The organism is Burkholderia cepacia (assembly GCF_001718835.1).
Lineage (GTDB): Bacteria > Pseudomonadota > Gammaproteobacteria > Burkholderiales > Burkholderiaceae > Burkholderia > Burkholderia cepacia_F.
On record NZ_CP013442.1, the window covers coordinates 39,477 to 50,763 of the forward strand.

General features: G+C 66.6%; 4 protein-coding genes. All 4 read right to left on the minus strand.

The window, feature by feature from the left end:
* Genes WT26_RS00175 through WT26_RS00190 form a run of 4 tightly spaced genes read right to left on the minus strand, consistent with a single transcriptional unit; the run spans nt 1 to nt 11,272 of the window.
* The gene (locus WT26_RS00175; protein WP_010095740.1) at nt 1–531 is read right to left on the minus strand and encodes a YbaK/EbsC family protein; all 531 of its coding nucleotides are present in this window, start codon (nt 529–531) and stop codon (nt 1–3) included.
* Between the two features lie 48 nt (nt 532–579).
* Nucleotides 580–1,059: a hypothetical protein gene (locus tag WT26_RS00180; protein WP_060154051.1), complete on the minus strand. Its 480-nt coding sequence runs from the start codon at nt 1,057–1,059 to the stop codon at nt 580–582.
* A gap of 53 nt (nt 1,060–1,112) precedes the next feature.
* A complete protein-coding gene (locus WT26_RS00185; protein WP_042585410.1) occupies nt 1,113–1,769 on the minus strand; it encodes a glycosyltransferase family 25 protein in 657 nt (218 codons plus the stop codon).
* Nucleotides 1,766–11,272, minus strand: coding sequence for a non-ribosomal peptide synthetase (locus WT26_RS00190; RefSeq protein WP_069269434.1), 9,507 nt, complete (start codon nt 11,270–11,272; stop codon nt 1,766–1,768). The genes WT26_RS00185 and WT26_RS00190 overlap by 4 nt, the downstream gene beginning before the upstream one ends.
* Nucleotides 11,273–11,287 lie beyond the last annotated feature (15 nt).

Below are 11,287 nucleotides of genomic sequence, written 5' to 3' on the forward strand. Positions count from 1 at the left end.
CTATTCGGAGATACTGCCGATTTGATGTCGTATCGCATTCAGATAGATGCCGGTGTCGACGCCGATCGATACGTCGAGCCGTCCCGCGCTGAATACGATTTCCGGGGTGGGGAGCAGGTCGCGATCGACCACCACCTGAAGACGGTCGTCGAAAGAGATGGGCGGCACGGCGCCCATCATGCACCGGGTCAATTGCGACGCCACATGGCTCGGCGCCAGCTTGGCCTTGACCCCTCTGAAGCAGTCGGCCACCTTTTTCAAGGCCACTCTCCTGTGTCCGGATACGACCGCCAGCGCATAGGAAAGCTCGCCGTTGTCGTGCTTGACTTCCACCACCATGCATTTCGCGGCCTGTTCGACGCTGTGTCCACGCAGCAGGCTGGCGGCAACGGTTTGCCCTTCCGGGGGATGCACCATGACCCGGTGATTGATTTTTTCGGCGATCAGAAAATCCATGATCCGCCTGAAGGAAAATCCCGGATCTTCTCCGGGCACCCAGGGAACGATTGCTGTTTCGTTGGCTTGAGACATGATTTCTCTCCGCGATCATGCATGCTGCCGATGTCGAGCCGGGCTTGCTCAGTTGATCAGGTGGCTGAGCTCGATGTTCTTGGCCGCCGATCTCAACCTGAACGAGGTTTCGGGCTTGCCCAGGCACGCGATGCTTTCCACGATCTCCAGCGGCGAATCGGAAAACAGGATGCAGCACTTCAGCAGGCGCTGCGCATGGTCCCAGCGGAGATTCAACGCGTCGGCCACGCTGCGCAGCGATGCGTCGACCGACGCGACGGTCCAGCTGTCTTTCTGTGCCAGCCGCGCTTCGGCCAGTCGAAGAAATTGCAGGAGGGTGCGAGGATTGCTTTCTATGCTGCACAAAAGAACGTAATCGATCCGCAATTTCTTCGTGATCAACGGGAAAATCAGGTCCATCACGCCGGCGGGCGATTCGCATTTTCCATATGCCAGCGAGATTGCCTCGCCGAGCTTGCCATCCTGGTGGAGCGAATCGAGCACGGACTGTACGAACTCCGCTTCGAGGTCAACGGTGGTGATTTGCATGATCTTCAATGGCCTGTCGAGAGATTGATCGCGGTGAGCACCGGCCGCAGGCGTTACCAGCCGTCCGGAATCGGGAACGAATAGGTCAGCGGCTTTTCCGGCATGACTTCTTCCATGATGTCGGAGTAGCCGGACTCCTGTCCGACCAGATTCGGTTCGAAGCAGTAGCAATTGAACGTCTGCTGCAGCACGAGGTTGTTGCGGTCGATGATCGCCGGCGGGTTCTCGTTGATCTCGATGAATGCGTCGTAAAGCGAGTCCCTGACGACGTACGCGTGCGCGGTGAGCGTCTCCACCGTCTTGACGATGTTGGGCGCGACGGGAATCGGCTGGGTGAAGTGATAGGCGCCCAGGAACAGCATGTGCCAGTCGTCCGGCACTTGCGCGATGAATTCAGGAAAGCGCGCGGTGAAGTCGGCGTCGAAGAACGCGTCGTCCTCGAAGATCAGGACTTCGCTCGCGCCGGCGGCCTTGGCCTGCTTCACGGCGGCGAGATGGCTCATGGTGCAGCCGTAGTCCTGCGGGCGCATATGGCTCAAGTGCTCCGGCACGGCCACCTGCTTCGCATCGACGGCGGACAGGCGCTCCACCGTGAGGATGTTCTGCTCGGCGAATTTTCTTTGCATGGCTTCCCAGCGATCGGGACGCCGGTCCAGGTTGATGCAGACCTTGCGCGCGAACGTGTTGTCGATTGTCGGTGTTGCTTTCATGAGCGGCTTTTCTCCAGAAACTGATTGACATGGGTCGCGAGGACGCCGGCGTGCGGATCGAGCAGCATGGTCAGGTGGTCGCCGGGTACGTCCATCACGTCGACGGGGAGCGCCGAGAAGCGGGACCATCCCCAGGTCGGGTCCAGGCGGAGCTGCGCGACCTCGGGTGACGGATCGTAGTCGCCGGGGTCCCGCTCGGTGCTGCGGAACAACGCGATCGGCACGGGAAGCGGGGCGGCTTCCGGCGCGTAGCGCGATTTGAAGTTGGCCTGGTAGACGCGCAGATACGCGCGCAGGCGGTCGGAGCCGGCATCCGCGAACCAGCTGCCGCGGTCGCCGATGCGCTCGAGGATCAGGCCGGCCTGGCCGTCGGGGTCGAGATCGACGAGGTCTGCCCGCGTTACCTGAAGGTCGGTCCCGAGGAAGGTGCCGATTTCGTGGGCGATCGCGACCAGCCACTCGGTGTCGTCCCAGTCTTGCCAGTAGGTCTCGGCCGAGCTGTCGACCGGCGCGGATGCGTCGAAGATCGCCAGCAGTTTCACCGCGGCGCCCTTGGCGACGAGCTGCCGGCTCATTTCGAGCGCCACCTTCGCACCGAACGAGTGGCCCGCCAGGTAGTAGGGGCCCGCGCCCACCAGCGGCCAGATGCGTTCGATATGGCGGGCCGCGATGTCTTCCACGCGGGTGAGCGGCAGGCACGCGCCGTCGAGGCCGAGCGCTTCCAGCCCGTGAATCGCGTGGGTCTCGGCCAGGTGGTTCGCGAGCGGGTGGAAGTAGACCACGTTGCCGCCGGCGCCCGGAAGGAGGAAGAGCGGCGCGGCGGGACCGCCGTCCCGGATCGGCACGAGTCCGCCGGCGGGGGCGGACGACTCTTTGCTGGCGAGCGCCGCCGCGAGTTTTTCGATCGTCGGATTCTCGAAGAGGCAGGATATCGGCAGCCGGCGATCGAACGCCTTTTCGACATTGGCCATCAACTGGATGGCGATGATCGAGTGTCCGCCAAGGTCGAAATAATTGTCGCTGAGCTTGATGTCGTCTCGTTTGAAGATCCGCTGCCAGATCTCCAGCAACGTGCTTTCGTCCGCCGTCGGCGCGACGGCGCGTGCCGTCGTGGCTGGAACGGCGGCGGGTTCGACGGCAGGGCTGGCCGCGCCGTCCGTCGCGTGCTGCTGGCCGCCGGCACGATCGGCCGGAGCCGGCGCATCGGCGAGCTGGCCCGTAAGCTGGGCCGGGTCTTCGGCGAATCGTTCGAGCAGCTCGCGGATGGCGCCCAGCATGTGCCGCACCACGTCGGGGGCGAAGCGGTGCGCATCGTGCGAGATGCGGAAGGCGAGGCGCGTATCCGGGTGCACGGTCAGGGTCAGCGGGTAATTCGATTCGGCGAAGGCGCGCGTGTCGACGATGTCGATGCCGTCCGGCCCGAGATCGGGCGCGGCCGCAACCGGGAAGTTCTCGAACACCAGCAGGCTGTCGAACAGGCTGTCGCGCGCGGGCAGTTCGCTCCATGACTGGATGTCGACCAGCGAACTGTACGAATGCGGCTCCATGGCCGTCTGGGCCGTATGGACCGCCGCCAGCCATTCGGTGAAGGGGCGCTCCGGCGCGATGCGCACGCGAAACGGCAGCGTATTGATGAACAGCCCCACGATCGATTCGACGCCGTCGAGCAGCGGCGGGCGACCGGACACGGTGACGCCGAACACGACGTCGTCCGTTCTGGCGTAGCGCCGCAGCACCAACGCCCAGACCGCGCGTATCAGCACGTTGAGGGTGAGGCGATGGGTGCGCATGAGCGCTTGCAGCCGCGCGGTCAGCGCCTCATCCAGCAGGAAACGCTGCTCCCTGCGCTTGTCCTGCCGCGCGGCGTCGCCGGCGCCTTGCCGGACCGGCTCGGCCACGATCGGCGTGGCGGCATGGAACCCCGCCAGCTCGGCGCGCCACCACGCTTCGTCCTCCGAACGGGGATGGCGCGCGAGCCAGTCGATGTACTTGCGGTATCCCGGCGCCGGCGAGGCGAGCGCGGGCACGCCGGTGCGGGCGATCGACAGGTAATCGTCGAACACTTCCTTCATCAGGATCGCGGTGCTCCAGCCGTCGAGGATGATGTGGTGCGCGCTCCAGCAGAAGCGATGGCGGTCCTCCGCCTCCTGGATCAGCGTGCAGCGGAACAGCGGCGCCTTTTGAAGATCGAAGCCGCGACGCCGGTCGTCGGCGAGGAATGCATCGAAGTCCTGCGCGCGGCGGGACGCATCGCGGGACCGCCAGTCGACGAACGTCCACGGCAGGTCGACGGTGTGCAGGACGGTCTGGACCGGATGATCGCGATCGGTCCACGCAAACCCGGTGCGCAACACGGCATGGCGCTCGAGCGCATTGGCCCAGGCTTGCCGGAGCGCCGGCACCTGGAGCGGGCCGTTGACGACGAAGCTGAACTGCTGGAAATAGGCGGCAGGGTCCAGGTCGTACAGCGAGTGGAACAGAATGCCCTGCTGCAGGGACGAGAGCGGATAGCTGTCCTCGACGTTGTCCCAGCCGGCGTCGGGGACCGACGCCGCGAAGTCGATCAGCCGGTCCTTGAAGTGCGCGGCCAGGTTCTCGACGGTCTGCCGCTGGTGGATGCGCTCGCTGTAGCTCCAGTCCACGTGAAGCCTGCCGTTGGAAACGGCGGCGACGATCTCGAACAGGTGCGTGCGCAGCGACCGCTCGGAGCGCAGCGAACCGAGGTCTTCGGCAGCCGGGCTCCAGCCGTCGGAGCGCTGCAGCACGGTATCGAGCTGCCCGTGATAGTTGAAGAGGATGTCGGCGCTCGGCAGGGCGGCGAGACTGTCGCGCACGGCGTCGTCGGGGCTCAGGTAGCGGAGCAGCGAATAGCCGAGGCCGTCGGCCGGAATGCCGCGCAACTGCTGCCGCGCGGCGCGCAGCGCGTCCTCCGGCGCTTGCAGGGCGTCGACGTCGAGCACGACGGGGTAAATCGACGTGAACCAGCCCACCGTCCTGGTGAGGTCGAGCGGCGCATCCGACACGTGGCGGCCGTGGCTTTCGAGATCGATCCGGGTGCGGGCGTTGCCCGTGACCATCCCGCATGCCTGCGCGAGCGCGACGAGCAGCACGTCGTTGATGCGCGTGTCGTAGGCCCGGGGCAGCCGGCGCAGCAAGGCCGTGGTGTCGGCTTCGTCCAGCTCGAACGAAACGGATGCCGTGTCGCCGACGTGGTTGGCCGCGCCCGCGGCCGGGTAATCGACCGGCATCGGCTCGACGTGCTGCGACAGCAGCGCTTGCCAGTGCCGGGCTTCGTCGCCGATGGCCGGCGACCGGGCCAGTTGCTGCAGATGAAGGGCCCATTCGCGGAACGAAGTCGTCTTCGCGGACAACGGCCGGCCGTGGTATGCGGCATGCAGGTCTTCAAGGAGCACGCGCCATGAGACGCCGTCCACCGCGAGGTGATGAACCGACACGAACAGGCGCGCGAACGGCTCGTCGTCGAAGCAGAACAGACGGGCCGCCAGCAACGGGCCATGCGTGATGTCGATGCCGCGTTCCGCTTCCGCGGCGGCGGCGCGCATGGCCGCGATGCGCTCGCCGGCGTTGCCGGCTATCGCCTGCTTCGCGAAGAGCGCCGGCGTATCGCCGACGGCGACGACTTTCTGAGTCCAGCGGCCCGCGCTGCGCGAGAAACGCAAGCGCAACGCATCGTGATGTTCATAGACTTGCCGGATCGCGTCGGCGAGCCTCGATTCGTCGATGTCCGCCGGCACCTGGATCAGGACCGTTTGATTGTAGTGCGAAGGTGCATCGACATCCTGATCGAAGAACCAGTGCTGGACCGGCGTGAGCGGCGCCTCTCCGAGCGGGCTGACGGTCGGTGCGTGCGCTGCCCGTTCTTCAGGCGCGGCGGCGAGCTGGGCGATCGTCTGATACTGGAACAGCTGTTTCGCCGTCAAGCGAAGTCCCGCCTGATTGGCGCGCGAGATCACCTGGATGCTCAGAATGGAGTCGCCGCCCAGTTCGAAGAAATTGTCGTGGATGCCGATGGACGGCAGTTGCAGCACGTCTTTCCAGATCGATGCCAGCAGAATTTCGCGGGGCGTGACGGCAGGCGCATCCGGACGGGCCTCGTCGACGGGGTCCGCCGGCACCGGCAGCGCCTTGCGGTTGATCTTGCCGTTGGGCAGCAGCGGCAGGGACGGCAGCGCGACGAACCTCGACGGCACCATGTAGCCCGGAAGCCGGCCGCTCAGATAGCCGCGAAGTTCGGCGACGTCCGCTGACGCGGTCGCGACATAGGCGATCAGGAAGGTCCGGTCGCCGTCGGTTTTCGCGATCACGACGCAGTCGGCGACCGACGGATGCTCGCGCAGCGTCGTCTCGATTTCACCGAGTTCGATGCGCAGGCCGCGCAGCTTGACCTGATGGTCGATGCGGCCGAGGAATTCGATGTTGCCGTCGGCACGGTAGCGCGCGAGATCGCCGGTGCGATAGAGGCGCGCGTGCGGATCGGCGGAGAACGGATCGGCGATGAACTTCGCGGCGCTCAGTTCGGGCTCGCCATGATAGCCGCGCCCGACCGGCGTGCCGCCGATCAGCAGCTCGCCCGCCACGCCGACCGGCACGGGCTGCATCTGCGCGTCGACGATATAGACGCGGGCATTGGCGATCGGCCGGCCGATCGGGACGTTGCGGTGCGCGTCGTCGCGCCGGCACTCCCAGGCGGTCACGTCGACGGCGGCCTCGGTCGGGCCGTAGAGGTTGTACAGCCGGGTGTCCAGGCGCTCGAAGAAGCGCTGCTGCAGGTCGTAGGGCAGGGCCTCGCCGCTGCACACGACGCGGCGCAGCGACGCGCAGTGCGCGTCGAGGTCCGGATGGTCGAGGAAGGCGCGCAGCATGGACGGCACGAAATGGACGGTGGTAATGCCTTCGCGTGCAATGAGATCGACGAGGTAGTCGGTCTCGCGCTGGCCGCCGGGCCGGGCGAACACGAGGCGCGCGCCGGTGACGAGCGGCCAGAAGAATTCCCAGACCGAGACGTCGAAGCTGAACGGGGTCTTCTGCAGCACGGCATCGTCGGCGCCGAGCGCGTACGCGTGCTGCATCCAGAGGATGCGGTTGGTGACGGCGCGATGGGTATTGAGCGCGCCCTTGGGCCTGCCGGTCGAGCCGGAGGTGTAGATCATGTAGGCGAGGTTGTCGCCGCTCAGCGCGGGCGTGGGGTTGGCCGCGGGCGCGGCGGCGAACTCGTGCGCGTCGCGATCGACGACGATCAGGCGGGCGTCGGTGTCGGGCAGCGCGGGCAGCAGATGCTGCTGGGTGAGGAGCCAGCGCAGCTGGGCGTTGTCGATCATGAAGCGCACGCGCTCGGCGGGGTAGTCGGGATCGACGGGGACGTAGGCGCCGCCGGCCTTGAGGATGGCGAGCAGCGCGACGATCATGTCGAGCGAGCGCTCCATGGCGACGCCGACGAGGGAGTCGGGCGCGACGCCGAGCGCGATGAGGTGGTGGGCGAGGCGGTTGGCGCGCAGGTTGAGTTCGGCGTAGGTGAGCGACGCGTCGTCATGAACGGCGGCGACGGCGTCGGGGGTGCGCTCGGCCTGCTGCTCGAACAGCCGGTGCAGCGGTTGCTCGGCGTCTGCGCCGAAATCCGTGTCGGTCCGGTTCCACTCGACGGTCAGCGTGTTCCGTTCCGCATCGCTCAACAGCGAAAGCTCGCCGAGCGGCCGGTTCGAATCGGCGATCACGGCTTCGAGCAGATGGCGGAAGTGCTCCGCCATGCGCTCGATCGTGGCGGCGTCGAACAGGTCCAGGTTGTATTCCAGCGAGCCCGCGAGGCCGTGGTCGGAATCCTGCACATGGAGCGTGAGGTCGAACTTGGCGGTGTGGGTCTCCGCCGACACCGGCGTGGCTACGAGACCGGGGAAGTTCACCGGTTGGGACGACGCCTTCTCGTACGCGAACACGACCTGGAACACCGGCGTGCGGCTCAGATTGCGTTCGAGCTTGAGGGCATCCACCACCTGCTCGAACGGGATCTCCTGCCGGCTGTAGCCGTCCAGCGCGACGCGCTTCACGCGCGCCAGCAGTTCGCCGAAGCCCGGATTGCCCGACAGGTCCACGCGCAGCGCCAGCATGTTGGCGAAGAAGCCGATCAGCGGCTCGGTCATGCTGGAGCGCCGGTTGGCGATCGGGGAGCCGATGACGATGTCCTGCTGGTTGCTGTACCGCGAAAGGAGCAGCGCATACGCGGCGAGCACGACCATGAACGTGCTCGTGCCGGACGCATGCGCGATCGCACGCACGCCGTCGGCGAGTTCGCCGTTCAACTGGAACGGCAGGACCGCGCCGTCGAAACGCTGGATGGCGGGCCGGGGGCGGTCGGTGGGAAGCTCGATCTGGTCCGGCGCGTCCGCCAGCGACGCGCTGAGCAGCGCCAGCTCCCGATGCGTGTCGGCGGACGCCAGGCGCTCGTGCTGCCAGACGGCGTAATCCGCGTACTGCACGGCCAGCTCCGGCAGGTGCTGGCCCGCGTAGAGCGCGGCCAGTTCGCCGATGAGGGTTCCAGATGACCAGGCATCCGAAATGATGTGATGCATCACGACGCCGAACACATGCACGCGCGCATCCACGCGATACAGCACGACACGGTAGAGCGGCCCGACGGCGAGATCGAACGGGCGGTCGGTTTCGTCGGCGAGCAGCGCGAGCGCGTCGGATTCGCCGGCGACGTCGACGACGGCAAGCGCGACCGGCGCGGGCGGGGCGATGCGCTGAACGCCGCGGCCGTCGATGGCGGGAAACGTGGTGCGCAGGATCTCGTGACGCCGGCTGATTTCGGATATGGCGGCCCGCAGGCGCTGAACGTCCAGGTCGCCCTCGAATCGCAGCGCGCTCGAGATGTTGTAGGCCGCCGACGGGCCTTCCAGTTGCGCGAGGAACCACAGGCGCTGCTGCGGAAAGGACAACGGAAGGTCGTTCGCGCGCGATCGGGGCGTGATGGTGCCGGCCATCGAGCCGGACAGCGGCGACGACGCCTCGATCAGGTCGGAAACCGCACTGATGGTCTGGAGTTCGAAGATCGCGTCGATGCCGATCTCGACGGAGAAGCTGCTCCAGATCCGCGAGACCAGCTGCATCGCTTGCAGCGAATCCCCGCCGTAGTCGAAGAAGCGGCCGGCGAGATCGACGGCCGGATTGTCGAGCACGTCGCGCCAGATGCGCACCAGCTCGCGCTGGATCGGCGTGGCGTCGAGATCGGCGGCATCGTCGGGCGTGGAGGCAGCCTCCATCGCGAGGAGCGCCGGGCGATCCAGCTTGCCGTTGGCGTTGAGCGGGAATTCGGCGATCGGGAAAATGTCGGACGGGACCATGTAGTCGGGCAGCTTCCCGGCCAGAAAGGCCCGGAGGTCCGGCACGCTCAGGCTCGCGGAGCCCTTGACGTAGGCCGCCAGCTTGCGCACCCCATGGGCGGTTTCACGCAGCATGACGGCCGCGCCGACGACGTCCTCGTGCGCGGTGAGCGCGGCCTCGATCTCGCCGAGCTCGACGCGGTAGCCACGGATCTTGACCTGGTCGTCGACGCGTCCGTAGCACTGGATCTGTCCGTCGGGCAGCCATCGGCCGATGTCGCCGGTGCGATAGATGCGCTGCTCGCCGGGCAACGGGTTCTCGACGAATTTCGCGGCGGTGACGTCGGGCCGCTTGTGGTAGCCGCGCGCGAGGCCGTGGCCGGCGATGCAGATTTCCCCCGGCACGCCGATGGGGACCGGCCGCAGCGCTTCGTCGACGATGTAGACCCGGGTGTTGGCGATGGGCCGGCCGATCAGCACCGTGGACGGCTCGTCCTCGACGAGCTTGACGATGCAGCCGACCGTCGCCTCGGTGGGGCCGTACTCGTTGTAGATTTCGATCGCGGGATCGATTTTCCGCAGCGTCGCGATGTGCTGGGGCGTCAGCTCCTCGCCGCCGACGATCACCTTGCGCACGCCGGAGCGCCCCAGGTTCATGTATTCGAGCAGGTGAATGTGGGTGGGCGTGAGCTTGAGCGTGTCGACGCCGCTGCCGGGCTGGAACATCCGGGCCAGGATGGTGTCGATGCTTTCCGATTGCGGATAGATGCGCAGCGATTTCCCGCGCACCAGCGGGCAGAACACGTTGGTCAGCGTGAAATCGAAGCACAGCGAGCTGTACAGGCCGAAACTGCCGGTCTCGCCTTCCGGAAAGTAATGCCCGACGGCCCACGAGATGTAGTGGGCCAGGTTCCGGTGTTCGAGCAGGCAGCCTTTCGGCTTGCCGGTCGAGCCCGACGTGTAGATGACGTAGGCGAGGTGCTCCGGCGCCGCGCGGCAAGGCGGATTGTCCGGCAGCGGCGTCCAGCCGGGGAGTTCCTGATCGAGCAGCAGCGTCACGCCGGCGTATTCGTACCACTGCGCCAGCTGGCTGGATTGGGTCAGCAGCAGCGACAGGCCGGTATCGCCGAGGATGTGATTGATGCGTTCGGCCGGGTACGCCGTGTCCAGCGGCACGAACGCCGCCCCCGCTTTCAATACGCCGAGAATCGCGACGATCATCGCTTCGGATCGGTCGAGCATGATGCCGACCAGCGATTCGGGCCCGACGCCGTAGTGGTTGACCAGCTGATGCGCGAGGCCGTTGGCTCGCGCGTTCAGGTCGGCGTAGGTCATCAGCGAGCTGTCGGTGACCAGGGCCGGCGCATCGGGCGTGCGGGCGACCTGGGCTTCGAACATGCCGACGACCGTCGGGTGGCTGGGCCCGGCCGCCGCGGTTTCGTTGAAGGCGGCCAGCATTCGCCGCTCTTCCGCCGGGATCGATTCGATGTCGCCGACCGTCTTGTCGAGATGTTCGAATTCCTGCAGGACCGCGCCGAGGCTGCTTGCGAAACCGTCGATGAGGAAAGGTTCGATGGCGCCCGAGTAGCGGATCTCGATTTCGCCGCGCGCGAGACTCAGGTGCAACTGCAAGTCGTCGTCCTGGCCGGACAGCGCGTGGTGCACCCGATCGTCCACCAGCCTGACCTTCGTGAGCTGCGCGAGATCCATGTCCTTCTCGTTGCGCACGAGCGTTTCCAGCGGGAATTGGTGCTCGGCGTAGCTGTCTTCCACGATTCCGGCCACGCGCGACAGGTAGTCGTCGACGCGCTCGTCGGGACGCACGTCGATGATCAGCGGAATGGTGGCCGCACGGGCCGGCGGATGCCCGGCAAGCCCCGGCGTGCCGAGCACCGTGACCGGGACCCGGAAGGTCTTCCAGAGCAGGAACGCGATGCCCGCGGCCGTGACCGCGAACTCGGCGAGCTCGTCGTCGCTGATGCGCCGCAGCAGGTCGAGCGACGCGGGCGTGAGCGGCACCGTGCGGGAAAGCAGGCCGCCCGGCTGCGGGCCGGGGGCGTGCGATGCGATGCGGTAGACGCCGGTGACCAACGAAAGACATTCGCGCCAGAAGCTCGCGGTCTGCGCATAGCGATGGTCGGTGACCAGGACGTTATTGTCTTGCACAGGGAAAACTCCTTG

Excerpts from the sequence above, each read along its gene's own strand:
- WT26_RS00180 (WP_060154051.1), bottom strand. The coding sequence starts at position 1,059 with ATGCAAATCACCACCGTTGACCTCGAAGCGGAGTTCGTACAGTCCGTG.
- WT26_RS00185 (WP_042585410.1), bottom strand. The coding sequence starts at position 1,769 with ATGAAAGCAACACCGACAATCGACAACACGTTCGCGCGCAAGGTCTGC.
- WT26_RS00175 (WP_010095740.1), bottom strand. The coding sequence starts at position 531 with ATGTCTCAAGCCAACGAAACAGCAATCGTTCCCTGGGTGCCCGGAGAA.